Here is a 24,219-nt window from a genome sequence, read left to right on the forward strand (position 1 = left end):
CAATAGGATTCGTCAAGCGTGATTTGACTTGTCCAGTGTGGCCCGCATAGATTGCATCCACCATCCAGAGTGGCTGAGAGACCTGGCTCGATGATGCCGCAGCAACCCGCTACCTAACCGCAGTGTGGGTGCTACCGCCAGGACCGATGGAGGACACATGACTGTATTTGCCGTGGGTATCGAACTGGACGGCGAGGGCACTCACCCCGCCGCCTGGCGCCGAAGTTCGCACCGCCCGGATCAGCTGCTCACGGGTAAGACCGTGCGCGATCGCGTCGCGGCTGCCGAGAATGCGGGCTTCACCTTCGCGACGTTCGACGATTCCATCCTTCCGCCGAGTGGCGACGTCGTCGGCCGGATCGACGCCGTCTCGCGGGCGTCGTACGTGGCGGCGACGACCAGCACGATCGGGTTGGTCCCCGTCGTCGGGACCACGTACGCCGAACCATTCCACACGTCTTCGCAATTGGCGACGCTCGACTACTCCTCCCGTGGGCGCGGTGGCTGGCTGGCTGTTCCGGTCGAAGACGAAGCTGCGGCGAAGGCGTGGGGGAGAGCTCCGGTGACAACGGAGTCGGCGCGTCAGCAGGAGCAGCGGGATTCGGTCACGGTCGTGACCGATCTCTGGGATTCGTGGGAGGACGACGCCGTCGTCCGTGACTATCTCAGCGGACGGTTCCTCGAGCGTGATCGTCTACATTACGTCAATTTCGAGGGTGACACGTTCTCGGTGAAGGGGCCCGCAATCGTTCCGCGACCGCCGCAAGGTCAGTTGGTGGTGTTCGGACGCTACGGAGAAATCGATCCACGCCAGGCGGATGTCGTTCTCGTTTCCGGTGATTCGGTGGAGGCTGTTACACAGTCGGCCGCCAAGGCGCGCGATGAGGGCGCGTCATTGGTGGTCGCCGAGGTCGATGTGGCATTCGATACGCCCAATCTGTCTGCGGCGCAGCGGTTGATCGAGCTGAACTCGCACGGGAAAGCCGTCGACAGTGGACGACTGCTCCTCGCTGCGGATCCAGGGGAGGCGGCCGTAGTTCTGAGGGAGTTGGCCGGGCACCTCGACGGGGTTCATGTCCACGCTCTCGTGATCGACGAGGACCTTCCGGTGCTGGCCAAATTCGTTCTTCCGGCGCTGTCCAAGGCCGGGCTGACGCGACGCCCGGTTCCGGGATCGACTCTGAGGGGCAACCTCGGTCTGCAGCGGCCCGCAAATCGATTTGCCCACTCCTCCTGACTTGACTTCGCGCTAAGGACATTTCGGCCATGACTGCATCACGCTCCGCCGTACCTCGACCCGACGCTCACGTTCACTTCGGCGTCTTCTTCCAAGGGGTCAACCACACCACCATCTGGTCCGATTCCGCCAGTGGTTCCCAGATCGACTTCGAGACGTTTCGGCGGTTGGTACTCACCGCCGAGCGAGGCCTGTTCGACGCCTTCTTCCTCGGTGAGGGCCTCCGCCTCCGCGAGCAGAACGGCAAGATTCTCGACCTCGATATCGCCGGCCGCCCCGACGCCATCGCGCAGTTGGCCGCACTCGCCGGTATCACCGACAAGATCGGGTTGGTCGCGACGCAGAACACCACGTACAACGAACCGGCCGATCTCGCGCGGCGACTCTCCGGTCTCGATCTGCTTTCCGGTGGACGGGCCGGCTGGAACGCGGTGACCACCGACAACGCGTGGACTGGAGAGAACTTCCGTCGCGGTGGCTTCCTCGATCACGCCCTACGCTACGAGCGTGCCGGGCAGTTTATCGAAACCGCGCGGGCACTGTGGGATTCGTGGGCCGACGACGCGATCTCGGACTCTCGCACGTCCGAGCACTGGTCGACTCCGGGAGCCGTCGGCGACGTACGCAAGCAGACTTCGCAGTTCGACATCTCCGTGACGCCGACCCTTCCCCGAAGCCGCCAGGGGCATCCGGTCATCTTCCAGGCAGGCGATTCGCCGAGTGGACGCGATTTCGCGGCGACACATGCAGATGTCATATTCTCCCGACACGGGACGCATTTCGACGGCGCTCTCGACTTCGCGGAGGACATTCGGGCTCGGTTGCGTAGAGCCGGACGACCGGAGGACGACGTCAAGATCTTGCCCAGCACACAGATCGTGTTGGCGGAGAACGAGTCCGAAGTCGAGGAGAAAGCGCGGTGGGTCCTCGAAGGCCAGTTCACCGGTCAGACTGCCCTGTCTCTGGTCGGACTGGTGTGGGGGAAGGATCTGTCCGATCGAGACCCGGACGGTCCACTGCCCGAAGAAGATCCGGTTGCCCGCCCGGTTTCCGAGACACGCGGTTCAGCGAGGGACGGCAACGACCCCATTGCGATCGCGCGTGAATGGCGGGCGCTCGCGGAGGCAAAGAACCTGTCCCTGCGTCAGGTCGCCATCGAGACCTCGCAGCGTTCGGGTTTTGCGGGCACTCCCGGCCAGGTGGCCGACCAGTTGGTGCATTGGGTGCGCAACGGAGCGTCGGACGGCTTCAACATTTCGCCGTACCTGGTGCCGACCGGGTTGGACGAGATCGTCGACTGGTTGATCCCGGAGTTGCAGGAGCGTGGGGCGTATCGCACCGAGTACTCCACGTCGACGCTGCGAGAGCACCTGGGTCTGCGGCCGCCGCTCACGCGTCGGGCTCCGTCCGAAGCTGCGGGGTAACGGGTCCTGTCTCACACGGTCACAGCGACGGCCGAATCCACCAAGCTCGATTCGGCCGTCCGCTGGGAGCTTGTCGTCTGCGTCGCCGCGGGTTTCACCACTCTTCTCGATTCGGCGGTGCTCGGAATCGGAGTTCCGTCCATCCGTGCGTCACTGGGCGCGTCGACCTCCGAAGTGCAGTGGATCCTCGCGAGCTATTCGCTTACTTTCGGCTTGGCCCTGGTGCCGGCGGGCCGACTCGGTGACGTCGTCGGGCGTCGACGCTTGTTCTTGTCGGGGCTGAGCATTTTCGCGGTGATGGGAATCCTCGGAGCGTGTGCGTCGGATCCGTCGATGATCGTGTCGGCCCGGCTGGGGCAAGGGATCGGCGCAGGCACCATCAGTTCGCAGGTGCTCGGCATCATCACCGACCGGGTGTCCGGAAAGGCTCGGGCGAAGGCGTTGGGCGCGTACAGCACCGCGGGTGGGCTGGCCGGCGTTTCCGGACCGATCCTCGGTGGCGTTCTGCTGAAGTATTCCGACGCCGACTTCGGATGGCGGTTGCTTCTCGTTCTCAATGTGCCGTTTGCCGTGATCACTCTGATGTTGGCATTTCGCTTTCTGCGCCGTGATCGGACCACCCGATCAGGCGCGTCGATCGATCCGGTCGGGCTGTGTCTGCTGGCGACTACGACCGGGCTCCTGTTGTGGCCCATCGTGACCCGAACCAGTGTCACTGTCGCCGCGGTTTTCCTGATCGGCGCGTTCGGCGCTGCCGTTGCCTTCTGGTTCTGGGAGCGGCGGTACGCCGACCGCGGCGGAACGCCGGTACTGCTTCCGTCGTTGATCGCCTCACGGGGCTTCCGACTGGGTACAACGGTTGCACTCTTCTGGTTCGGATCCATCCTCGCCGTCAACGCGGTGCTCAGCCTCTATCTGATCGAAGGTTTGGGCTTCGCGCCGCTGAGTGCGGCGTTGATCATGACCGGTAGCTCACTCGCGATGGCACTGACGTCGGCTTTCGGATGGCGGTTGGTCGCCAGGTTCGGTCGAAGTGCGGTGGTTTTTGCGATAGTCGGCGAGATCCTCGTCATCCTCGGCTACGTCGTGGCGGTCAATGTGATTCCGCGGGAACATCTGATCCCGGTGCTGGTAGTCCTGGCGGTGCTGTCGGGAGTTGCCAGCGGCTTGGTCGACGCGCCCAATCGGGTTCTGACTCTCGAATATGCACCGACGGGCGCGAACGGAGTTGCAGCGGGTTTCCTGCAACTGTCGCAGCGCCTGTCCGCGACCATCTCGCTGGCCGCGGTATCGGGGTTGTATCTCGGTGTACTCGGATCGTCGACCGACGGATACGGACGTGCGCTCGGTATCGCGCTGGCCGTTTGTGTGGTCATGTTGACGCTCTCGTTGGCAGCAGCGGTAGCAGACAGACGTCGGCGAAGGGTGTGAACAGGCATTTCGTAGGTTGTCGAGTCCGTTCGAAGGCCGAGCCCGTGTGACTCATGGGACTTGTGTTACCCATGGGTTAGGAGTCGTGGGACGATACTTGTGTGGTGACCGGTCGCAGTGAAGACAAGCCCAACGGTCGCGGGAGTGGAGAGCCAGTTAACTCGCCCCGTGGATCGTCGGACAAACGTGACCGCACATCGACGCCCTTCCGTGCTCGAACGGCGCTCTGGACGAATCGGCCGCTGTTCGATTTCCACATGATCGTCGGTCTGGTCGTGCTGATCGTCGCGTTCGGACTACTGATGGTGCTCTCGTCTTCGGGCGTCGAGTCCTATGTTCTGTCCGGGACGTCCTATGCCAGATTCTGGCCGCAGTGCATGTTCGCGGCGATCGGTTTGGTGATGTTCGTGGCGGTCGTGCGCTTACCGACCGAAACGATGCGTAGAGCGTCGCCGTGGCTGCTGATCCTGTGTCTTGTTCTTCTTGTCCTGGTGCTGATTCCAGGTATCGGTTCGGAACAGATGGGTGCGCGCAGCTGGTTTGTGATCGCGGGCATTTCCTTCCAGCCGTCGGAGCTGGCCAAACTTGCTCTGGCGATCTGGTCCGCAGCGACGGTTGCGTCGTTCATGAAGGCGCGGATGGACGTCAATCGCGCGCTGCCGGTGATCGGCGGTACGACCCTGCTGGTTCTGGTCCTGGTGGTGTTGGAGAAAGACCTCGGAACCACCATCACGATCGGCATCATCTTCATGTCGGTGCTGTGGTTCGGGCTGTTCCGGATGAAGACGTTCATCAGCCTCACACTCGGTTCCGCAGTCGCGTTTCTCGTGCTCGGGCTTACTGCTGGTTACCGCTCGGATCGCATCAAAGCCTTCCTCAATCCTGATCTCGACCCGCAAGGCCTGAACTTCCAGAGCACCCAGGCGAAGTACGCATTGGCGAACGGCGGCATCTTCGGTCGTGGTCTGGGACAGTCCGACGCCAAATGGAGCTACCTCCCGCAAGCACACAACGACTTCATTTTTGCCGTGATCGGTGAAGAGTTGGGTCTGGTCGGCGCGCTGATCGTCGTTGCTCTCTTTGCTGCGGTACTGATCGTCGGGCTGCGGATTGCCAAGCGGTCCACCGATCCGTTCCTCAAAGTCATGACGGCGACGGCAACGACGTTGATCGTCGTACAGGCGTTCATCAACATCGCGTACGTGGTGGGCTTGATTCCGGTGACCGGTCTGCAATTGCCGCTCATCTCGGCGGGCGGAACGTCGATGATCACCACCCTGCTGATGTTCGGGCTGATCGCTCACGCTGCCTTCCGCGAGCCGGAGGCCGTCGCCTCGTCCGAGAGCAGCGGTCGCGGTTGGATTCCGTTGGTCTTCGGCAAGCCGCGGTTCGGCCTTGCCAAGAAACCGCAGACTGATCGGCGTCGGCCGCCTGCTCGCCGCGCTCAGCCTGTCCCAACTGGTCAACGCAGGCCGGAGCGACGTGCGCCACAACCCGACCGGCGCCGGACTCCAGCGCCGGGCCGACGCGCACCATCGCGTGACTGGTCGGAAGATCCACGTAGACGCGGCCGATCCGATCGGCCCCGTCGCGCTTCCTGATCTCGGCCGGTTCCACTGGCGGGCACTTCGGAAGCGGGCAGTCGTGCACCCGACAATTGCGTTGGGCGGCTACATTAGGAGTCGGTATTGACGACGTCTAATAAGGGTTGTGGACATGGCAGGTGGCGACAAGGCAGACCAGTCGGTGGTCGAACGTAGCTCGGTGACCGGACGTCGTACGACGCCGTCGCAGCGAGCGCGTTTTCGCCGGATTGTCGACGCTGCAATGGAATCCGCCTCCGAAGGCGGCTACGACGCGGTGCAGATGCGATCGGTCGCCGATCGTGCCGGCGTCGCGATCGGGACTGTTTACCGCTATTTCCCGTCCAAGAACCACATGCTCGTCGTCGCATTGTTGTGGATGTTCGAGGGTTTGCGTGACAGATTCCAGGACTTTGTAATCCCCGGCGAGACTCCGTCGGACCGGATTCTGTTTGTGCTGCGCAAGAATACGGAGGTCCTCGAGACCGATCACCTCCGCTACGAAGCGTTGGTTCGGGCGTACATGTTCGCAGACGCATCGGCGACTCCGGAACTCAACGCACTCGGTGGGGTCGTGACCGAGATGTTCGCGAAGGCTATCGGCGTCGAGGAAGTCTCGCAGCAGCAACTGGACGCGGTGAAGGTCATCGACGACGTCTGGATGTCGAGTCTCGTCTCGTGGGTAGCCGGCCGGATGACGACAGACGAAGTGATGGCGCATCTCGAACTTGCCGTGCGCCTGGTCTTTCGCAAGTTGGGCGGATAGAACTCACACGGTGTATCCGCCGTCGACGTTGAGCTTCTGGCCGCTGATGAATCCGGCGGCGTCGCTCGCGAGGAAACATACGGCTTCGGCGATGTCGGTGGCCGATCCGAAGCGCTTCAACGGGATTCGGCTCATGGTCACGTCGAGCGCGCCCTGATCGAGTTCGGCGGAGTTGATCAGACGCTCGGCCATTCCGTCCGTCAACATGCCTGGTCCTACGGCGTTGAACCGGACGCCGTAGCGTCCTTCCTCTGCGGCGAATCCGCGAACCAGTTGTTCGACAGCCCCTTTGGTGCCTGCGGAGAGTCCGTCGCGCACGGGAAAACGATCCGTAGCCGCGGTCGTCACCGCTACCACCGAACCCGAGGATGCACGCAGCGCAGGCAGGGCGGTGTGGACGAGCGTGAAGAACGCCGCGGCTTCCTGGTTCAGTTGTTCGGTGAAGAACGCCGGAGTCACGCGTGAGAGGTGCGTCATCGGGACGTGCGGTCCGGCAGCGTGGACGAGGGTCGTCAGCCCACCCAGATCACTGACCGCATCGCTGACGGCGGCGTTGATCGACGATTCGTCGGTGAGGTCGAGAGGGTACGAGTGGGCGCTTACGCCATGCGCGCGAATCTGCTCGCTCAGCTGCTCGGCGGCGTCCTTGTTGTTTCGGTAGGTGAAGGCGACGTCGTGTCCGCGTTCGGCGAGAGTCAAGGCGATCGCCGACCCGATTCCGCCGGTTCCTCCACTGACAAAAGCGGTGCGTGCTGCGCTCACAATGCCTCCAGGTGTCTGCCGATTCCAAACCTAACAAATGCTTGGTTGGGGTGCTGGACGGAATATATCAGTGCGCGAAGGACAGGCTCAGATTGCTATCGCAACCGGACTGATCGTCCTAATCTGTTGCCATGTCAGGAGACAGTGTGCAGTTGACCGACGGGGCGCCCGGTGGGGAATCCGAACCTCACGCACCGAGTTTGAACAATCGCCTGAATTGGCTGCGTGCAGGTGTTCTGGGTGCAAACGACGGAATCGTCTCGACCGCAGGCCTCGTGGTCGGTGTTGCGGCAGCCACAACCGAGCGCTCCGCGATCTTCACCGCCGGTTTCGCTGGTCTGGTTGCCGGCGCTGTGTCCATGGCGTTGGGTGAGTACGTTTCGGTCAGCGCTCAGCGAGACACCGAACGCGCACTCCTGCAGAAGGAGAAGAAGGAACTCCTCGAAACACCGGAGGCGGAACTTCAGGAACTGACCGAGATCTACGAGAACAAGGGTTTGAGCCAGGAGACGGCTCGACGAGTCGCCGAAGAATTGACCGAGCACGATGCTTTCGCGGCACACGTCGAAGTCGAATTGGGCATCGACCCGGACGATCTCACCAATCCATGGCATGCGGCGATCTCGTCGGCAATCTCGTTCACGATCGGCGCGGCGATCCCGTTGGTCGCGATTCTGTTGCCGCCGACGGGTATCCGCGTGCCCATCGCCTTCTTCGCGGTGCTGATCGCACTTGCACTGACCGGGACGATCAGCGCGACGCTGGGCGGAGCCCGCAAGACCAGAGCCGTGCTACGAGTGGTGATCGGCGGCGCGCTGGCGATGGCTGTGACGTACGGAGTAGGTCAGCTGGTGGGCACGGGTCTCGGCTGACCCTGCTGTGCGCCTTTATTAACCGCGGGGGGTTAATAAAGGCGCACAGCAATTCAGGCGCGACAGATCATGACCGGTCCCGGCGCATGGTGCAGCAGATTCTGGCTCGTCGAGCCCATCACGGCGCCGGCCATCGCACTACGCCCGTGACTTCCGACAACTATCAACTGCGCATCGTCCGCGTACTTGAGCATGACGGGAGCAGCGGCGCCGGGTTCACTGATGCGGGTGACCGGCACGTCCGGGTACTGGTCGGCCATACCGGCCAGGTTTTCCGCCAATAGCGCCGACTCCTCCTGCTCGACGGCCTCCCAGTCGATGAGGATTCCCGCTCCGCCCTCGCGGAAGGTGGACGAGCCCTGCCAGGTGTGGACGGCGATGAGCGGCGCGTCGAACTGATCGGCATAACGAAACGCGTACTCGACGGCCTTCTTGCTCAACGCACTTCCGTCGACTCCGACGATGACGGGACGTTGATCCGGACCGGGATTCTGCGCCGAACCACGCCACACCGTGACCGGACAGGTGGCGTGATTTGCCACCTTCAGCGCAGTCGAACCCAGCAGCCTCGAACGCAGTGCACCCGATCCGGTCGACCCCATCACGATCAGGCGTGCGGTACCCGAAGATTCGAGTATGTGCGTCGACGCCGGGCCTGGTGCGATCTCGGATTCGACGGTCAGTTCCGGGAATTCAGCTGAAATCACCGCGGCAGCGGCGTCGACGATCGCTTCGCCGTCTTCGCGGATCTGGCTGAGGAACTGCGACTGCAACATCACTGCAGCGGGACTGTAGATCGGACCCTCCTGCGGGAGGGCGTGCGCCAGAATCAGTCGTGAGTTCACCGCATTCGCAACCGAGGCGGCCCACCGGGCCGCGGCCGTGGACGCCTCGGATCCGTCGATGCCGGCGACGACATCCTGGTGTCCTGCAAGTGTGTTCATGTCTACTCCCTCTGAAATGATCGAGATCGGTCGACTGGTTGCGGCGAAGTCACCAGAGTGACGACGCCGACTTCACGGCTTCCTTCCACGTCTTGCGGAGCAGGGTTGACTGCCCGTCGGCTATTTCCAGTTCTCGCCGATAGGCCATGCCCAATCCGAAGCTGGTCAAAGACGTGTGTTCCTGCTCCGCCGCGATTTCGAGCAGATGGTGTTGGGCGACAACGGAATCCTGATGTTCGCCGAGAACGTCCTGGAAGTGGCTGAAATGCTTCAAGGCGCGCTTGGCTCGGCTCTTCGACACCGGTTCCATGACCTCGATCGCGTACTTCATCCGCTTGGCACCCTTGCGTGCGCGGTGCATTCGCTCGTCACGCTCGGCGCGGGTATCGGCATCGAAGACGTGATCGACTCGCTTGCCGACCTTGTGAGCCAGGTGGCGCAGGGTATGGGCCAACTCTCGTGCCGACGCCTTCTTTCCCACACGGTGGGCGACGGTGTCGAACTCGAGGTCGCCGACGTACTCGTCGAGACGATCGAGCAGCGTGGTGTAGCGCTCGGAATCGAGCGCTTCGAGGGCTGTTTCCTGCGCGGTTTCACCGCGGGCCGAGAAGAACTCGTCGATTCGAGCACGCACAGCTTCTCGTTCGGGCATCTCGTCGATTTCGCCGAGGCGTTCGACCAGACGTTCCCATTGGACCTCGACGTCGCGGGCGTCACCGAACTTTCCACCGATCCACCGCAGGTCGGTGATCAGATCGTCGGTCTTGGGGGAGTGGCCCGCGTAGGACTGAAGAGCGCTGCGGATGCGACGAGCTGCAACCCGGAAGTCGTGAACGGCTTCGTCGTCGGCCCGACGCGTTCCGAGGTCCGCTGCGACCAGTGCGCGTAGTTGTTCGACGAGGTAATTGCGCAACAGAATCCGCGGATTCGACGCTTTGCCCGTGGTGATCTCGGGACCGACGTACGGGGTCACCGAAGTACCCAGTGCTCGTTTGAGTTTGGACGGACTTGCAGAACGCTCCAGCCCGGCGTCCAGTAGAACCGTCTCGATTGCGTCGGCCAGATCTCGTCCGCCTGCGCCTTGTTCGACCTCGACTTCCTGCCACGTCGATTCACCGGAACCGTCTGCCTTGCAGGCGATGACGGTGTCGGAGACCACTTCGGCGAGCAGAACACCGTTTTCGCCGTTGAGTCGGGTGCGCTCCCGGTCGGTGATGATCAGGGCGACCGGAACCAGGTCGTGACCGCGAATGATCGCCCGGATCAGACTCGACAGCGGCGAGGGGACATCGGTGCTCTCGTCCGGCGGAAGCTGGATCTCAGTTCGAGTGTCCTGGCCTGCGGGAAGTTTCATGTGCCACCCCGCATCATCGCCGCCCTCGCGCTTGCGCAGCGTGATCTTCTCGGCGAGCAACCGGTAGTCGGCGGTGTCGAAGTAGGTGGCAGAGAGCTGTATCGAGTCGTGAACCGGCTCACCGACAACACCGGGAAGTCCACCCAAGGCGGGGACTTCCTGCTCGGCCGGCGCCTCGTACTTGCGCTCGATCTCCCGTACGGCTTCGGGTACGACAGCGGTCTTGCTCATCTGGTCTCCTCTTGCGGTGCGGTCTGCGCTTCCATCCTCCCGGTATCGGTGGCGCAGTGGAAGGGTCCGGGGTCCCTACGGCGAGTCGCCACCGCCTGATTCGTCCGGCCAGGACAGGGTTCGCCGACTTTCGAACCGTCGCAGCCGGCCGGTCATCGGATCCTCGAACTCGAGAACCTTCGACAGCAGGCGCAGCGGGTTCGAATAATCCTCTGCGGCAACGTCGTAGAAGTCGGGATAGAAGTTGTCGCCGTGGATCGGGAGCCCGACGGAGGTCATGTGCAGGCGCAGTTGATGGGTCTTGCCGGTATGGGGGATCAACCGGTACCGCGCGAAGCCGTCCCGCGTCTCGATCAGTTCGATTCGCGACTCGCTGTTGGGTTCGCCCTCGATCTCCTCGGCTTTGAGTACCCCGCGTTCTTTGACGATGCGACTGCGCACGACCACGGGAGTGCTCACCTGTGCGTCGTAACGCGCGATGGCCTCGTATTCCTTGGCGACGCGGCGCTCGGCGAACATGGTCTGGTAGCCGCGCCTGGCCGCCTGATGCACGGTGAACAGCAGTAGTCCCGCTGTGACGCGGTCGAGGCGATGAGCGGGACTCAACTCCGGCAGGTCGAGGTCCCGACGCAATCTGACCAGTGCCGATTCGGCGATGTATCGCCCTCGCGGGGTGCTCGCCAGGAAATGCGGCTTGTCCACGACCAGGATGTTCTCGTCCCGGTGCAGGACGTCGATCTCGAACGGTACCCGCGACTCGACGGGTGGGTCTCGGTACAGGTAGACGAACCGCCGCGGAGCGTAAGCACTCGCCTCGGTGATTCCGACGCCCTTCTCGTCGACGACTTCCCCGGCTGCGACTTTCTCCCGCAAGCGGACGGCATCCTGGGGGAACCGTTCGAGCAGGTAGTCGAGCGTCGTCGCCCACATGCCGTCTTCGGGCTGACGGATGCGACTGGGGTTCAGGCCGTCGCGGACGGGAAGGGGAGATCGTGACACATCTTCAAAGCTAGCCGTCCGGCCGGCATTCAGACCTATTGACGACATATGGGACGGAAGTTACTATCCGGTAAGTTCGTGACGCCGGTCACTGTCGTGGGGGCAGGGCTGGGTCATCACAACAGAAAATTGGGGTTTTCGTGAAGACACGACTTCTACGTCGAAGGTCGACAACGATTGCGGTCGGACTGTGCGTCGTGGGCCTGACGGTGCCGAGTGCCGTCGCTTCTGCGGATCCGACGGGCGGGTCGGACGGACAAGCCTGGCTCGCGGCTACGGAGGCGGCGCCACAGTATCCGGGGGTCTCCATCGAGTGGGACGTGCCCATCACGATGAGTGACGGCACCGTTCTACAAGCGAATGTGTACCGCCCGGCAGATGCGTCCGGGCGCGCCGTGGAATCGAAGACGCCTTCGGTTCTCAACATCACGCCGTACACGAAACTGCTGGATACGTTGGTGGATTCAGCTCTGTCGATCCCGCAGGTGGGTGAGACGTTGATGGACGTGGCGAACTCGCTCGACCTCGCTGCGCCGTTCGACGGAGTGTCGGAGTTGACGGGCGTCATCGCCGGCGGAGGCGCACGGGTTCTCGGCGTCAACCGCGACCTGGTCCAGAACGGATACATCCAGGTCGTGGTCGACGCGCGTGGAACCGGCTTCTCCCAAGGTAATTGGGATGTCCTCGGCAAGCGCGAGCAACAGGATTCGATCGAGGTCATCGACTGGATGAGCAAGCAAGGGTGGTCGGACGGAAAAGTAGGGATGGCGGGTATCTCGTACTCCGCGATCAATTCGGTGCAGGCGGCGAGCAACAACCCCCCGGCGCTGAAGGCGATCTTCCCGGTAGAACCAGGCAACGATCTGCTGCGCGACATCGTCGGGACCGGTGGTGGCCTCGGAGTAGGGTTCATGCCGTTGTGGTTGACCGCGGTCAACGGACTCAAGCTCATCCCGAACGTTCAGGACATCCTGCAAGGAAATTTCGATCCACTGTGGTTGGCGAGCCGCCTCGAGGATCCGGGAACACTGATTCCCGAACTGGTACAAGCGATGACGGCCCAGAGAATCGAAGACGTGTCACCGTCGACTCTCCAAGTCGCGCAAGACGGTCAGTTCTATCAGGACCGATCCGCTGACGTCGGCAACATCACCGCTGCGACGATGGTCTACGGCGGTTGGCACGACATCTTCGCCAACAGCGAGCCGCGGATCTACAACGGAATCGATCTGCCACCCGGCCAGAAGCAGTTGATCATGGGGAACGGCTATCACGTCACTCCCGGTGGAGGATTCGGCAAGGACGGTGCGCCGCCGCGCCTCGACGTACTCGAACGTGCGTGGTTCGACAAGTGGCTCAAGGGCATCGACAACGGAATCGATCGCTACGGCCCGGTGACGATGTTGCAGCAAGGCGGCGGATGGATCACCGATGATCAGTTCCCGCGAGCGGGTGCGACGTACGAACGTATGTATCTGAACTCCGCGCCCAGCGGAACTGCCGCCCACGCGGCGTACGACGGTTCGCTGACAAATGACCCGTCCAGTGCCGCAGCGCGATTGACGGTCGCACCAGGACTGCGAGGCTTTTGTTCCGGCGACGGAACACAGGGAACTGCCGGGATCTCCGTGGTGCTCGGTGCGTCGTGTTCCAAGGATTCCCGATTCCAGGAAGCGGAGGGTCTGACGTTCACCGGTGAGGCGGTGACGGAGCCGACCTCACTCTCGGGCCCGATCAACGTCCATCTCGAGACAGTCCTGGACGCGACGGACGGATTCTGGGCAGCGACTGTCAACGACGTAGCGCCGGACGGAACCTCGACACCGATCACGAACGGCGCTCTGACTGCGTCGCTCCGGGCGGTCGACGATTCCAAGAGCACTCGCTCGGCCAACGGTGACTACAGTGAACCGCACCACTATCTGACGATCGACACGCGTCAGCCGGTGGTTCCCGGCGAGGTCACTGCCGTCGACATCAACATGCTCCCGACGGACGCGGTGCTACAACCCGGACACCGACTCCGCGTCGACGTCTACGCTGCCAGCGTGCCGCGTTACCTGGCACTCGGGCCGATGCTCGCCGACAGCCAACTGAAGCCGCAGCACATCGAGTTGGCTGCGGACCGGCCGAGCTTCGTCAACGTTCCGTTCGTCGGAGGTCGCTGACCCGGACTGGATCGGCGGCGTGAGAACCTGCGGGCTCGCGGACGTTCTGCGAAGATCGTCCGATGACAGAATCCCGACTCTCCGCCGCCGTCCACGATCGTCTGGACGGACTTCTGGACCCGGTGGACGAGCGGCTCGCGGCGCAGTACCCGGGAAACCGTGACGAGATCCAGCCTGTGCACACGATTTACGTCAGTGCTGCAGACGCAACTGTCGACACCCCTCGTCTCTGGGGTGAGCAGGCGATCGCGCTTCTCGATTCTCATGCGCATGTGTTCGCCGATCTCGACACCGAGAATGCGCTCGCAGATGTGCGAGTTCAGCTCGGCCGCAAGCCGGTCCAGGACTTTCGAATAGATTTCGAGGACGGGTACGGACGTCGCAGCGACGAGGAAGAAGACGCGGCAGCGACGTCGGCCGGCCGGACACTCGCAGTGCTCAGCACTGATTCTGCGGGTCCGAGCTGGGGTGGCATCAGGTTCAAGGGGTTACCGGCCGGCGAGCGTCGGCGCTCGATCAGGACTCTCGAGCTGGTGCTCGACGCCGCCGGCGGAGTGCCGGCCGGATTTGTCTTCACCGTTCCCAAACTGCGCGCGGTGGAGCAGGTCACGGCGACGGTGTTGCTCTGCGAAGAACTGGAGAAGGCCCACGGACTCGAGACCGGTTCGCTTCGGTTCGAGTTGCAGATCGAGAGCCCGCAGGCGGTCATCGCTGCCGACGGAACGGTGGCAGTTGCTCCGGCCATCCATCGCGGAGCCGGCCGTCTGACGGGATTGCATTACGGCACTTACGATTACAGCGCGGCATGCGGAATTGCATCACGTCATCAGTCGCTCGAACATCCGGTGGCAGACCACGCAAAGGCTGTCATGTTGGCTGCTGCCGCTCAGACCGGCGTCTGGGTGTGCGACGGGTCCACTCAGGTTGCGCCCGTCGGGGGTGCCACGGCGATTCGCGACGCGATCACGCGGCACCATCGCCTCGTCACACGGTCCCTGGAACGCGGCTACTACCAGGGGTGGGACATGCACCCCGGACATCTGGTCACCCGCTGGCTCGCCACGTTCGGCTTCTACCGCAACGCGCTCGGCGCCGCTGCTCCGCGCATCCAGTCGTACCTGGGGCGCCAAGGTGGCGACGTGATCGACGAACCCGCAACTGCCCAGGCGCTGGCAGCGGTGGTTCTGCGCGGGCTCGACGCGGGGGCCTATCCGGAATCCGAAGTGCTCAGGCTCGCCCCGAGTGCCGACACCGACGCACTCCGCCACCTCGTAGGACGCACCACACCGATCACAGGAGAACACTGACCGATGAGCACCACCGAATTCACCTTGCTGCCCGACCTGGCACTGCGCACCCTCGGTGGAGCCGTCATCTGGGCGAACGACGAGGCATTCGCCGAGCGTGAGGCCCTGATCCGACCGGGCAAAGCTGGATACCAGCCGGCGACGTTCGGTCACAAGGGTCAGGTGTACGACGGTTGGGAGACCCGTCGTCGCCGGGTGGCAGGTCATGACGAGGCGATCGTGCGCCTCGGTGTTCCCGGAGTGGTGCGAGGCGTCGTAGTCGACACGGCCTGGTTCAAGGGCAATTACCCGCCCGAGATCTCGGTGGAAGCAATCTCCGTGGACGGGTATCCGGATCCACTCGACCTGGCCGGTTCCGACGAGTGGACAACCATCGTCGAGCGCTCGCCCGTTCACGGCGACTCCGAGAATCCGTTCTCGGTGTCTTCGGAGGAGCGGTGGACACACGTCAAGCTGACCATCTACCCGGACGGCGGTGTTGCCAGGTTCCGTGTTCACGGTGAAGCACGGCCAGACCCGCGTTTCCTCGACGCCGGGCCGTTGGACCTCGCAGCACTCGAAAACGGTGGCCGCGTAACCGATTGCTCCAACATGTTCTACAGCTCGCCGCAGAACATTCTGTTTCCCGGACGCGCTGCCTCGATGGGTGACGGGTGGGAGACGGCCAGGCGCCGCGACGACGGAAACGACTGGGTACAAGTACAACTCGCAGGTGAAGGCGTGCTGAGCTTTGTCGAGATCGACACCTCGTATTTCCTCGGAAACAGTCCGGGGGAGGGCGCTCTGACCGGCCGGACGTCGGGAGGGGAGTGGATCGAACTCTTGCCTCGAACCACTCTGCGTCCGGACACTCGCCATCGCTTTCCCCTTGAATCCGAAGTCCCGGTCACCGATGTTCGTCTGGACATCTTCCCCGACGGTGGCCTCGCGCGGCTGAGAGTCTTCGGCGTACTGACAGAAGCTGCTCGCGCTGTGATCTCGGAGCGCTGACGGTAAGTTGTTGGCATGAGCGACTATCCGCGCGACGACTATCCCCGGGACATGGTGGGGTACGGTCCTCATCCGCCGCACCCCCACTGGCCCGACGACGCGCGGATAGCTGTTCAATTCGTGCTCAACTACGAAGAGGGTGCCGAGAACAGCGTTCTGGACGGCGACGCGGCTTCGGAAACCTTCTTGTCGGAAATGACTCCGGCAGAACCATTTCCGGATCGACACATGAGTATGGAATCGCTGTACGAGTACGGCTCTCGGGCCGGATTGTGGCGTGTCCTGCGGACTTTCGAGCGGCGGAACCTGCCTCTCACCATCTTCGCGGTGGCGCGCGCGATGCAACGTAACCCGGAAGCAGTCAGTGCTTTTCAGGAATTGGGTCACGAGATCGCATGTCACGGATTGCGATGGAAGTCGTACCAATCCGTGGACATCGAGCGAGAACGTGCAGACATGGCCGAGGCGGTCCAGATCCTGCAGGATCTGACGGGTTCGGCGCCTCTCGGTTGGTACACCGGACGCGATTCACCGAACACCCGTGAACTGGTGGTCGAGCACGGCGGCTTCGTCTACGACTCCGATTCGTACGCCGACGATCTGCCGTACTGGGTGGACGTCCCCCGTGGAACAGAGTCGGCGAAGCACCTGGTGGTTCCGTACACCCTTGACACCAACGACATGCGGTTTGCCTCTCCCGCAGGATTTCCCAGCGGTGATCAGTTCTTTGCGCACCTACGCGACGCCTTCGACGTGCTGTATGCGGAGGGAACGGCCGGATCGCCGAAGATGCTGTCGGTCGGGTTGCACTGCCGCATTGTCGGCCGCCCCGCCCGTACCGCTGCCCTCGAGCGCTTCCTGGATCACGTGCAGTCGCACGAGAAGGTCTGGATCACGCGGCGAATCGACATCGCCGAACATTGGAAAGCTGTTCACCCGGCGTAATGCGGGTTCACCTGCGCGCCTCGATCAGGAATCGACTCGAGTACGCGACAAATGATCCATCGCGACGGATCTGCTCGTCGAGCTCGCGGAGTCGGTCTCGATACTGCGCCACGGTGAATCCCGGAACCATCCAGATCACCTTGCGTAAGAAGTAGATGACGGCGCCGATGTCGAAGAATTCCATGCGCAGACGCTCGAAACGAAGATCGACAACGGTGAGCCCAGCGGCAACCGCGTCGGCACTTTCGTCCTCGTAGTGCCGTCCGCGACGAGCCTGCGGCTGAGGACCGAGAAAGTACTCGACGAGTTCGAACACGCTCGCGTGACCCACATGTTGAGCGAAGTACGTTCCCCCCGGTTCGAGTACCCGAGCGATCTCGGCCCACCACACCGTCGCAGGGTGCCGACTGGTCACCAGATCGAAAGCCGAATCGGCGAACGGTAGCGGTGGCTCGTCCGGATCCGCGACCACCACCACACCTCGGGGACGCAGAAGGGCGGTGGCCTTGATGACGTTCGGTGGCCAGGATTCGGTTGCTGCCATCACAGGCGGGAGTGCTGGTGCAGCGGCGAGGACTTCGCCGCCGCCGGTCTGGATGTCCAACGCGGCCCCGGCGCGACCGAGACGCTCACCCATGAGGTTCTGATACCCCCACGACGGACGCTGCTCCGTGGCCCGGCCGTCGAGCCACGAGAAATCCCACCCGTCGACGGAGGCGGACTCGGCCTCGGCGACAAGTTCTTCGAAACTTCGCGACATCCCCTGTGACATCCCCTCGGGCGTTCCTTCCGGCATCACATCATCATCGTCGCCGAGCGTCGACGGTGCCAGTCGTTTTCGCCTACTTCGGGGTGGCGCCGAGCATCGGAGCCAGTTGAGTGGCGATCGGGTTGAGATCGAGCTTGTCGGGGTCCACCTTGGGCTTGCTGTCCCACGGCTGGGAGGTGTTCGGATCGGCGAAGGCGATGCGGTTGGCGCTCCGGACACCCGTTTCGCTGCCCTGAGGTGCCTGGCAGTTGGCAGCGGTGTTCAGAGGGAAGTTCTGCGTCGTGTCGTCGAAGTTCGGGTCTTTGCGCTTCATCTCGTCGAGAATTGCCATCGTCCCTTCGTATCCGACGGTGCACGAGAGCGGGTTGTTGGTCTCGAGTACCAAGCCCAGGTGCACGGTTCCATCGCCTGGTGCCACGGTGGGCGCTGCCCCGGCGAGCGCAGGCAGAAAGAGCAAGAACGGCTGCAGGGTGGGCACTGTCGGTGCTGCTGCCGACGCAACTGCAGCGAGGTTCGAGAGATTGGTCGTGAGCGCGGGGCCGGCTTCGGTGACGAGAGAGCCGACCTGTTCGCTGGCCGGTATGCCGTTGTCGATCACCCGTCGAATGTCGGGGTCGCTGGTGCGCAGCTGCGCGGTTAGTGCGTCGAGATCGGTGCTGAACTGCTTGATCGCCGACGATTGATCGGACTGGGTCGTGAGTACGGTCTGGCTGTCACGGATCAGTCCGAGGGTCTGTGGAAGGGCGTCGAGGCCTGACTGGGAAATCCCCGACAGCGAGTCGGCAAGTACCTGTAGATCTTCGCCCTTGCCGTTGAATGCCGCGCCGAGTTCCTTCGCGACGGTGTGGAGCGCGTCGACGGGAACGGAGTGCACCAGACCGTCGGCGCTGGTCAATACGTTCTCGATCGGAATCGGCGTGGTGGTATCGGCCACTGCGATCACCGAGCCGTCTTCGAGAAAAGGGCCCTGGTCGGTATCGGGCTGAAGGTCGACGTACTGCTCGCCGATGGCAGAGCGGTTGGCCACTACGGCTCGCGCGGATGCGGGGATCTGTGGAGCACTGCTGTCGATCAGCAGGTCGACTTCGATTCCCTCGGTCGTGAGCGACATGTCGCCGACGCGTCCGACGGGCACACCGCGGTATGTCACTTCGGCGTTGGTGAAGATGCCACCGGACGTCGCCAGTTCGGTTTTGACCGTGTATTGGCCGAATCCCAGAAGATTGTCCAGCCGTACGTATTTCGCTCCGACGTAGATCAAACCCAGGAGTGCAACCACTACGAGGGCGACCAGCTGCCATTTGGCGAGCTTCGACATCACCATCGGAGATCGAGCCCGAACTGACGTGGTGTGCTCATGGTTCGACTCCCGAATGACAAGCCGGTACGGCTGATGGTGAGCGAATTGTGTTCACCCGCGGATGTTCTCGGGCGAACGGGAAAGTTCCGACAATTCGTTGTTGGCGATAACTATAAACAAGTCGTCACAGATAGAAAGTCGGGGCATCTGTTTCCGCAGGTCGTCGAAGTGCAAGTGGCACAGCTCACTTCGGGCACGGGGGTGTGATGCACGCCCCCATCCGCCTTTTGCGGGCTTGACTTCGCGAGTCGTATCTACAAAAGTAGATGCGTTCTGGTCGGCGGAGGGCGAGGTGTGATCGATGGATGCGTTGGCGATCTTCAAGGCGTTGTCCAACCCCACGCGTCTGCAGATCATGGAGTGGCTCGCGCACCCGGCGAAGTATTTCGACGAAGACTCGTACACCCAACAAGATCTCGGTTTCCATATCGGGGTCTGTGTTGGTGACATCCAGTCGCGTTCGGGGCTTGCCCAGTCGGTGATCTCGGGTTATCTGCAGGGCATGAAAGATGTGGGTCTGCTCGAGTCCGAGCGTATCGGGAAGTGGACGTACTACCGACGAAACGAAGCTGTGATCGGCGAGTTCAGGGAATTCGTTCGCGAAAAGCTGTAGCGGTCGGGTTGTCCTCGTCGACCGGTTTGCTTCACCAAATATATCTACATATCTAGATATGTATCTGTTTCATGTTGCGTAGTAGGAGGAGTGTGTCGTGAAGTCGAAATTGTTGATACCGGTTCTGGCGTTGGGCGTATTCGGGATCATCACCACAGAGATGGGGATTATCGGGGTTTTGCCCCAGGTCAGCGACAAGTTCGGCATCAGCACTTCTGATGCAGGATGGTTGGTCGGTGTGTTTGCGCTCGTCGTGGCGGTCACCGGTCCGTTCACGACGCTCTTCACCTCGGGAATCAACAGAAAAACCGTTCTGTTGGTGGCGATTGCGGTCTTTGCGGTCTCGAACGTGGTGTACGCGAGTACATCGAGTTTCGAGGTGATGTTCGCTTTCCGGATCATTCCCGCCGTCGTTCATCCGGTCTTCTTCGCGGTCGCGTTGGCGAGTGCGGTTCGTCTGGTGCCACCGGAGGAGGCCACTTCTGCTGTGACGAAGGTATTCGCCGGTGTCACGGTCGGTTTTGCCTTCGGTGTGCCGTTGACGTCGTATCTGGCCGAGAACTTGTCGGTTTCGACGGCATTCGTTTTCGGTGCCGTGGTCAATGCGCTCGCGTTTGTCGGAATTCTTGTACTTCTGCCCTCGGCCCCGGTCGCACAACGTGTGTCGTACGGTGCGCAGGTCGGGATACTTCGCCGACCCGGCGTGTGGTTGACCATTCTTTCCGTCACGTTCGTTTTTGCGGCGATGTTCTCGGTGTACGGATACTTCGCCGAATATCTCGGCGAGGTGACGGGTATGAGCGGATCGTGGATCAGTGCGATGCTCTTGGCATTCGGTGTCGTGATGATCTTCGGAAACTTCGTCTTCGGGGCCCTGCTCGGCAAGAGTGTGGTGCGAACAGTCGTGGCGTTTCCGTTGCTGTACATACTCGTGTACGTGGTGATCTATCTGGTGGGTCCGTACTTCGCTGCGATGACTGTTGCCGTGTTGGTGTGGGGCGTGGTGCATTCCGGTGGACTGGTCATTTCCCAGAGTTGGATGGGGCGAGATTCGGTCGATGCACCCGAATTCGGTAACAGCCTGTTCATTTCGTTCTCCAATCTGGGGATCACGCTCGGAACAGCGACAGGTGGTTTGTTTCTCACACACCTCGGAACACGTCAATTGGTGTGGGCCGGCGTCTTGTTCGCCGCTCTGGCCCTGGCAATGATCGGCGCTCGATTGTCGCTCGGGCGGGTTCACAAAGAAAACGGTGCCAAAGTTCCGGTGTAGTTCTTGGGTAGGGGCCGCGCGAACTCACCGCGCGTACTGGTCGACAATCCTAGCGTGATCAAGGATTGAACCATGGTGACGGCAGCGGCAACACCGTCGACTACCGGCACTCCCAGTTCGTCGGACAGATCCTGGCACAGGTCCGCCATCCCGGCGCACCCCAGAACGAGGACATCCGAGCCGTCTCGTTCCAAGGCGTCGAAACAGGCTTCCAGGATCACCTTTCGTGCATCGGGATCGCGATCGAGTGCGAGAACCGGAATCTCGCAGGAGTGGATACCGCGGCACCGGGCCGCCATTCCGTAACGGTCCACCAGATCGGCAGCCCGGCCACGAGTCCGACCGAGGGTGGTGACGACACTGAATCCGCGTCCGAGGAAACCGGCGTAGTGCACAGCTGCCTCGGCGATCGCGACCACGGGACCCCTGGCCAGCTCGCGAGCTGCATCCAGGCCTGGATCACCGAAGCAGGCAATGACATATCCGTCGACGCCGTTCTTCTCTCCGGACGCGATCTCGGTCAGAATCCCTGGGACGCTGAGCGCTTCGTCGTAGTGGCTCTCGATCGACGCAGGACCCATGGCAGGACTGACGGCCTCGACGAATGTGCCCGAGCCGGCGACGGCCCAGGCACATTCCTCGATCTTGGCGGTCATCGCCCACGTGGTGTTGGGATTGATCACCTTGATTCTCATGAGGATCAGTCGACCGTCACAGTGTCGGCAGAAGAAGCATTCCGAACAGCCAGAGGGGTGCGCGTGGCGAGAAAGTAGTAGACGGCAAATCCGAGCCCACAACCGATGAACCAGCTGTACTGCGCTGCGGTGTACATCCCGGTGAGGTCCTTACCCAGGACCGGGACCATCGCGACGACGGCTCCCACTACGGTGGCAATCACCGCAGCAGGGTTGTATCCCTTGCTGTACCAGTAGGTTCCGGTCGGCGACATGCTGAACAGGTCGTCGACGATCACTTTCTGCTTGCGCACGAGGTAGTAGTCGGCGATCAGGATTCCGAACAGTGGCCCGATGAAAGCTCCGAGGGTCTCCAGGGTGTAGTGGATGACGTCGGGATTGTTGTACAGGTTCCATGGGGTGATGAGGATGGATCCGATTGCCGCGATCATTCCACCGGCGCGCCAGCTGATCTTCTGCGGGCTGACGTTCGAGAAGTCGAAGGCCGGGGAAATGAAGTTGGCGACGATGTTGATGCCGATCGTGGCGATGGTGAAGGTGAGGGCGCCGAGGACGATGGCGAAGGTACTGTCGATACGTGCCACGGTTGCAACGGGATCGGTGATCAGCTCGCCGTACACCGGCAATGTCAACGATGCGGTGACGACGACGAGTACCGAGAACACGAGGAAGTTGACCGGCAACCCCAGGAAGTTACCCTTCTTGACGGCTGCGAACGACTTCCCGTAGCGAGAGAAGTCGCCGAAGTTGAGCATCGGCCCGGAGAAGTACGAGACGACCAGGGCGATCGCACCGAGCATGACCGGCACGGCGTCGAAACCGGAATATTTCACGTCACCGAGCGTGAGATCGATTGCGCTCCAGCCTGCTTTGTAGACGAGATATCCGCACAGCATGAACATCACGACGTACACGGCGGGGCCACAGAAGTCGATGAAGCGGCGGATCGATTCCATGCCTCGCCAGAACACACAGGCCTGAAGTACCCACAGGAGCATGAAACTTCCCCAGCCCAGTGCGGAGAGCCCGGCGAAGCCGTAATTCTCGACCACGGCGTACGGTGCAAGTGACGGAAAGAGCTTGATGAGTACGACATCGAGTGCTGCCGAGGCGAGAAAAGTTTGAATTCCGTACCAAGCCACGGCAATCAGGCCGCGAATGATTGCCGGAATGTTCGCTCCGAGGACACCGAACACGCTGCGGCAGATCACCGGATAGGGCACACCGGTGGCCTGGCTGGGTTTGGCCACCAGATTGCAGAAGAAATAGACGATCGTGATGCCGACCAGCAATGCGACGAGTACCTGCCAACTGGCCAGGCCGAGGGCGAAAAGACTACCGGCCGTGACGTATCCACCAACGCTGTGTACGTCGGACATCCAGAACGCGAAGATGTTGTACGACGACCAGGTCTGCTTGCGTAGCGGTGCCAGATCCTCGTTGGTCAAACGTGGGTCGTAACCCGCCTTGATCAATCCGCTGCCCACCGGGTGGCCGGCGGCCTCGACGAGATCACCTGTACCGGTTTCCGTTGTGGGAGTGGTGGAAGAAGTGGTTCGAGACGGAAGAATGTCGGTCATGACAGCTCCTGTGCTTGTGTGCAAGGAATCAGCGGACAGAGCACAAGCTCTCAGCGACGGTGGTGAAAACTGTGTTGAGAGAAAGGTATCGAGGCCGTGTTGCGCGACTATTGCGCAATCGGTATATCTTTTTCGGCAAGCAGGCCGGTGTCGGTCGGCAGAGTCGCGATCACGGTATCGAGTCGGCGATGATGGATTTCGGATGCAGTCAGGAGCGCGGTCGCGTCCCGACGCAGGAATGCGTCCAGCATCGCTGTGTGATCGGAGTGCAGTACCTGCCGGTCGACGCCGGCAACATGGACCATCGGCTGAACCGGTTCGGTGATGTTCCAGGCAGCTTCGAACATGTGCAGAAGTCGAAGCATCTGCGACGGTCGGGTCAGTGCGAGGTGAAAGTTGCGGCTCTCGCAGTGATAGGACTGAGAGTCGTCGTAGCGCAACGCGATCTCCAGACGGGAGTTCACCTCGACGGCGTGTTCGTGATCCTCTTCGGTGGCCTGCTCGACGGCGACGGCCAATGCAGCTGATTCGAGGGTTTCGCGGACGATGTACATCTCATGTAGCTCCGCCGGCGTCAACTGCGCGACGGTGTAGCCGAACTGGTGGCGATGGTCGACCAACGACTCTCCGACCAGGGTTTTCAGCGATTCCCGCACAGGTATTCGACTGACACCGAACACATCAGCCACGTCGCCGAGAGGAATCGGGGTACCCGGAGGCGCCGAACCCGACAGAATTACTCGCCGCAGTTCGTCGAGGATCGCTTGTTGGGGACTACCGGGAGCATCGATTACCAGTTGCGTCAGCAGTACCGATCTACGGCGCGGCGGCATGTCGGTCTCCCTTCTCCTCGCTGCCAGGGTAGGAATCCGTTGTTTCGGGCGCATGACACCGGCATGGCCGTCGTGAATCGCAT

General features: G+C 62.1%; 21 protein-coding genes and 1 riboswitch. Of the genes, 12 read left to right on the forward strand and 9 right to left on the reverse strand.

Going from position 1 to position 24,219, the window contains the following annotated elements:
* Window positions 1-57: 57 nt before the first annotated feature.
* A riboswitch (SAM riboswitch) is annotated at window positions 58-153 on the forward strand.
* Window positions 154-157: 4 nt separating this feature from the next.
* From G8767_RS02725 to G8767_RS02745, 5 genes are all read left to right on the forward strand, one after another.
* The gene (locus G8767_RS02725) at window positions 158-1,237 is read left to right on the forward strand and encodes an LLM class flavin-dependent oxidoreductase (protein ID WP_166809257.1); all 1,080 of its coding nucleotides are present in this window, start codon (window positions 158-160) and stop codon (window positions 1,235-1,237) included.
* A gap of 29 nt (window positions 1,238-1,266) precedes the next feature.
* A complete protein-coding gene (locus G8767_RS02730) occupies window positions 1,267-2,661 on the forward strand; it encodes an NtaA/DmoA family FMN-dependent monooxygenase (RefSeq protein WP_166809258.1) in 1,395 nt (464 codons plus the stop codon).
* Between the two features lie 6 nt (window positions 2,662-2,667).
* A complete protein-coding gene (locus tag G8767_RS02735) occupies window positions 2,668-4,092 on the forward strand; it encodes an MFS transporter (protein ID WP_166809481.1) in 1,425 nt (474 codons plus the stop codon).
* A 101-nt stretch (window positions 4,093-4,193) separates the two neighbouring features.
* Window positions 4,194-5,693: a putative lipid II flippase FtsW gene (gene ftsW / locus G8767_RS02740; protein ID WP_235170186.1), complete on the forward strand. Its 1,500-nt coding sequence runs from the start codon at window positions 4,194-4,196 to the stop codon at window positions 5,691-5,693.
* 115 nt (window positions 5,694-5,808) lie between these two features.
* Window positions 5,809-6,441: a TetR family transcriptional regulator gene (locus G8767_RS02745; RefSeq protein ID WP_007733896.1), complete on the forward strand. Its 633-nt coding sequence runs from the start codon at window positions 5,809-5,811 to the stop codon at window positions 6,439-6,441.
* A 3-nt stretch (window positions 6,442-6,444) separates the two neighbouring features.
* On the opposite strand, the gene G8767_RS02750 is transcribed toward G8767_RS02745, so the two are convergent.
* Complete coding sequence (locus G8767_RS02750; RefSeq protein ID WP_166809259.1) at window positions 6,445-7,203, reverse strand: SDR family oxidoreductase; 759 nt, start codon at window positions 7,201-7,203, stop codon at window positions 6,445-6,447.
* A 131-nt stretch (window positions 7,204-7,334) separates the two neighbouring features.
* On the opposite strand from G8767_RS02750, the gene G8767_RS02755 reads away from it, so the two are divergent.
* On the forward strand, window positions 7,335-8,075 hold the full coding sequence (locus tag G8767_RS02755) for a VIT family protein (protein ID WP_095968707.1): 741 nt from the start codon (window positions 7,335-7,337) through the stop codon (window positions 8,073-8,075).
* Window positions 8,076-8,128: 53 nt separating this feature from the next.
* Here G8767_RS02755 and G8767_RS02760 read toward each other — a convergent pair whose 3' ends face one another.
* The 3 genes from G8767_RS02760 to G8767_RS02770 form a co-directional block, all read right to left on the reverse strand.
* Window positions 8,129-9,019, reverse strand: coding sequence for a universal stress protein (locus G8767_RS02760; RefSeq protein ID WP_095968708.1), 891 nt, complete (start codon window positions 9,017-9,019; stop codon window positions 8,129-8,131).
* A gap of 49 nt (window positions 9,020-9,068) precedes the next feature.
* Window positions 9,069-10,604 carry a CYTH and CHAD domain-containing protein gene (locus G8767_RS02765; protein ID WP_166809260.1) on the reverse strand — a complete coding sequence of 512 codons (1,536 nt, stop codon included), beginning with the start codon at window positions 10,602-10,604 and terminating at the stop codon, window positions 9,069-9,071.
* Window positions 10,605-10,679: 75 nt separating this feature from the next.
* On the reverse strand, window positions 10,680-11,603 hold the full coding sequence (locus tag G8767_RS02770) for a pseudouridine synthase (RefSeq protein ID WP_166809261.1): 924 nt from the start codon (window positions 11,601-11,603) through the stop codon (window positions 10,680-10,682).
* 140 nt (window positions 11,604-11,743) lie between these two features.
* On the opposite strand from G8767_RS02770, the gene G8767_RS02775 reads away from it, so the two are divergent.
* The 4 genes from G8767_RS02775 to puuE all read left to right on the forward strand — a co-directional run bounded on the left by G8767_RS02775 (window position 11,744) and on the right by puuE (window position 17,013).
* Entirely contained in the window at window positions 11,744-13,771 is a 2,028-nt protein-coding gene (locus G8767_RS02775; protein WP_166809262.1) for a CocE/NonD family hydrolase, read from the forward strand.
* A 62-nt stretch (window positions 13,772-13,833) separates the two neighbouring features.
* On the forward strand, window positions 13,834-15,078 hold the full coding sequence (locus G8767_RS02780) for an aldolase/citrate lyase family protein (protein WP_166809263.1): 1,245 nt from the start codon (window positions 13,834-13,836) through the stop codon (window positions 15,076-15,078).
* 3 nt (window positions 15,079-15,081) lie between these two features.
* Complete coding sequence (gene alc / locus G8767_RS02785) at window positions 15,082-16,068, forward strand: allantoicase (protein ID WP_166809264.1); 987 nt, start codon at window positions 15,082-15,084, stop codon at window positions 16,066-16,068.
* A 15-nt stretch (window positions 16,069-16,083) separates the two neighbouring features.
* Window positions 16,084-17,013 carry an allantoinase PuuE gene (puuE, locus tag G8767_RS02790; protein WP_166809265.1) on the forward strand — a complete coding sequence of 310 codons (930 nt, stop codon included), beginning with the start codon at window positions 16,084-16,086 and terminating at the stop codon, window positions 17,011-17,013.
* Window positions 17,014-17,020: 7 nt separating this feature from the next.
* Here puuE and G8767_RS02795 read toward each other — a convergent pair whose 3' ends face one another.
* Together G8767_RS02795 and G8767_RS02800 are read right to left on the reverse strand one after the other, a co-directional pair.
* Window positions 17,021-17,773 carry a class I SAM-dependent methyltransferase gene (locus G8767_RS02795; protein ID WP_124567828.1) on the reverse strand — a complete coding sequence of 251 codons (753 nt, stop codon included), beginning with the start codon at window positions 17,771-17,773 and terminating at the stop codon, window positions 17,021-17,023.
* 82 nt (window positions 17,774-17,855) lie between these two features.
* The gene (locus G8767_RS02800; RefSeq protein WP_095968878.1) at window positions 17,856-19,103 is read right to left on the reverse strand and encodes an MlaD family protein; all 1,248 of its coding nucleotides are present in this window, start codon (window positions 19,101-19,103) and stop codon (window positions 17,856-17,858) included.
* A 340-nt stretch (window positions 19,104-19,443) separates the two neighbouring features.
* On the opposite strand from G8767_RS02800, the gene G8767_RS02805 reads away from it, so the two are divergent.
* Both G8767_RS02805 and G8767_RS02810 read left to right on the forward strand, forming a co-directional pair.
* Window positions 19,444-19,755: a metalloregulator ArsR/SmtB family transcription factor gene (locus tag G8767_RS02805; RefSeq protein ID WP_166809266.1), complete on the forward strand. Its 312-nt coding sequence runs from the start codon at window positions 19,444-19,446 to the stop codon at window positions 19,753-19,755.
* 97 nt (window positions 19,756-19,852) lie between these two features.
* Window positions 19,853-21,028: an MFS transporter gene (locus tag G8767_RS02810; RefSeq protein ID WP_095968716.1), complete on the forward strand. Its 1,176-nt coding sequence runs from the start codon at window positions 19,853-19,855 to the stop codon at window positions 21,026-21,028.
* On the opposite strand, the gene G8767_RS02815 is transcribed toward G8767_RS02810, so the two are convergent.
* From G8767_RS02815 to G8767_RS02825, 3 genes are all read right to left on the reverse strand, one after another.
* On the reverse strand, window positions 20,995-21,723 hold the full coding sequence (locus G8767_RS02815; protein ID WP_095968717.1) for an aspartate/glutamate racemase family protein: 729 nt from the start codon (window positions 21,721-21,723) through the stop codon (window positions 20,995-20,997). The genes G8767_RS02810 and G8767_RS02815 overlap by 34 nt on opposite strands.
* Window positions 21,724-21,728: 5 nt before the next feature.
* Window positions 21,729-23,303, reverse strand: coding sequence for an NCS1 family nucleobase:cation symporter-1 (locus G8767_RS02820; protein WP_166809267.1), 1,575 nt, complete (start codon window positions 23,301-23,303; stop codon window positions 21,729-21,731).
* Window positions 23,304-23,410: 107 nt separating this feature from the next.
* Window positions 23,411-24,136, reverse strand: coding sequence for a GntR family transcriptional regulator (locus tag G8767_RS02825; RefSeq protein ID WP_166809268.1), 726 nt, complete (start codon window positions 24,134-24,136; stop codon window positions 23,411-23,413).
* Window positions 24,137-24,219: the final 83 nt, after the last annotated feature.

The sequence above is a fragment of the Rhodococcus sp. IC4_135 genome (assembly GCF_011602025.1).
In the GTDB taxonomy this organism is placed as follows: Bacteria; Actinomycetota; Actinomycetes; order Mycobacteriales; family Mycobacteriaceae; genus Rhodococcus_F; species Rhodococcus_F baikonurensis.

Coding starts and splice junctions, on each gene's coding strand:
- G8767_RS02780 (WP_166809263.1), top strand. CDS start 13,834: ATGACAGAATCCCGACTCTCCGCCGCCGTCCACGATCGTCTGGACGGA.
- G8767_RS02755 (WP_095968707.1), top strand. CDS start 7,335: ATGTCAGGAGACAGTGTGCAGTTGACCGACGGGGCGCCCGGTGGGGAA.
- G8767_RS02815 (WP_095968717.1), bottom strand. CDS start 21,723: ATGAGAATCAAGGTGATCAATCCCAACACCACGTGGGCGATGACCGCC.
- G8767_RS02760 (WP_095968708.1), bottom strand. CDS start 9,019: ATGAACACACTTGCAGGACACCAGGATGTCGTCGCCGGCATCGACGGA.
- G8767_RS02730 (WP_166809258.1), top strand. CDS start 1,267: ATGACTGCATCACGCTCCGCCGTACCTCGACCCGACGCTCACGTTCAC.
- G8767_RS02805 (WP_166809266.1), top strand. CDS start 19,444: ATGGATGCGTTGGCGATCTTCAAGGCGTTGTCCAACCCCACGCGTCTG.
- G8767_RS02825 (WP_166809268.1), bottom strand. CDS start 24,136: ATGCCGCCGCGCCGTAGATCGGTACTGCTGACGCAACTGGTAATCGAT.
- puuE (WP_166809265.1), top strand. CDS start 16,084: ATGAGCGACTATCCGCGCGACGACTATCCCCGGGACATGGTGGGGTAC.
- G8767_RS02765 (WP_166809260.1), bottom strand. CDS start 10,604: ATGAGCAAGACCGCTGTCGTACCCGAAGCCGTACGGGAGATCGAGCGC.
- G8767_RS02745 (WP_007733896.1), top strand. CDS start 5,809: ATGGCAGGTGGCGACAAGGCAGACCAGTCGGTGGTCGAACGTAGCTCG.
- G8767_RS02795 (WP_124567828.1), bottom strand. CDS start 17,773: ATGTCGCGAAGTTTCGAAGAACTTGTCGCCGAGGCCGAGTCCGCCTCC.
- G8767_RS02725 (WP_166809257.1), top strand. CDS start 158: ATGACTGTATTTGCCGTGGGTATCGAACTGGACGGCGAGGGCACTCAC.
- G8767_RS02820 (WP_166809267.1), bottom strand. CDS start 23,303: ATGACCGACATTCTTCCGTCTCGAACCACTTCTTCCACCACTCCCACA.
- alc (WP_166809264.1), top strand. CDS start 15,082: ATGAGCACCACCGAATTCACCTTGCTGCCCGACCTGGCACTGCGCACC.